The following is a 1,154-nucleotide window of genomic DNA, read 5'->3' as shown; positions in this document are numbered from 1 at the left end:
GCCACTCGTTGGCGCCGTCGACCCGCGCCGCCTCCAGCAGGTTGCGGTCGACTCCGGCGAGCCCCGCCGCGATGAGCACCATCGCGAAGCCCGCCATTCACTTCAACTTACAGTGCAAGAACGCAAATTGCAAGTCCAAGTTAGCCAGCCAAGCTCATCTCATATGAACTCTTATAGTTGAACATTTTTCTTGGATAATGGTTCATCCAATACTCGATAGCGGCGACTTCTTCAGGGGTCGTCTTTGTTGTGCCTTTTGGCAGATGCCTACGAATCATTCGGTTATGGTTTTCATTCGTCCCTCGCTCAAAGCTCGCGTAGGCGTGTGCATAGTAAACTGGACAGCTTACGACCTCAGAGAGCCTTGCAAATTCATGGCCATTGTCAGGGGTAATGGATTTGAAGTCATAACTTTTTTGAAGTTCCACCAGCTCATCATTGACCGCCTGTGCTGTTTTCCCATCAATCAAGCGAATGATCTCCGTGCGGTATTTTCGCTCTGTGAGCGTCAAAAGCACCTTGTTCTTAGCTCTCGTAAGAATGACCGTGTCAATCTCGTAATGCCCCACTTCTAAGCGATTGTTAATGAACTCAGGCCGTTCTTCAATAGACTTACCAAAAGGATGCTTTGGCGCACGAGGTTTGATTTTCTTTGCCGCCTTATACTGCGGATAGAAAAGATGATGACGCTTGGCTTCTAACCAGCCCCAGTTGACCCAATTGTAGAGGCTGCTCAGAGAAACTCCTTTTAGAGCCTGATGAATGACTTCCAAAGAGTCCTTGTCTTCTTTAAGACGTGTACTCACATAACAATCAATCTCAGTCGTGAGTTTACTCGGACGAACACTGTGAGCCCTCAATCCTTCATAATTTTCTTGAGCCTTTTTAGCAGAGTATTTTACCTTCCGCTTGAGCTGGATTTCCCCTCGCTTCATCTCTCTGTCAATCGTCCCATGAGCTTTATTCAATAAGCGCGCAATCTCACGGTTGCTCAGTCCTTCTTTATTGTGCCAACGTTCAATGTTTAAACGGTCTTGATTGGTCAGGTGTTTCCCTTTGCATGGCCGGCGCGCCCGCCGTGGTGGTGGCCACCTCCGCGTTCGGGATGGGCATCGACAAGCCGGACGTACGGTTCGTCGCCCACGCGTCCGTCC

1 protein-coding gene is annotated in these 1,154 nt (G+C 49.6%); it reads right to left on the bottom strand.

What is annotated here, in order from left to right:
- Window positions 1–140 precede the first annotated feature (140 nt).
- Window positions 141–1,046 carry an IS30 family transposase gene (locus ACWD1Z_RS37740; RefSeq protein WP_047916759.1) on the bottom strand — a complete coding sequence of 302 codons (906 nt, stop codon included), beginning with the start codon at window positions 1,044–1,046 and terminating at the stop codon, window positions 141–143.
- Window positions 1,047–1,154: the final 108 nt, after the last annotated feature.

It is taken from the genome of Streptomyces sp. NPDC002784 (assembly GCF_053592135.1).
The sequence above is the reverse complement of the archived record's forward strand: the minus strand, read 5'-3'. Positions and strand labels throughout refer to the sequence as shown.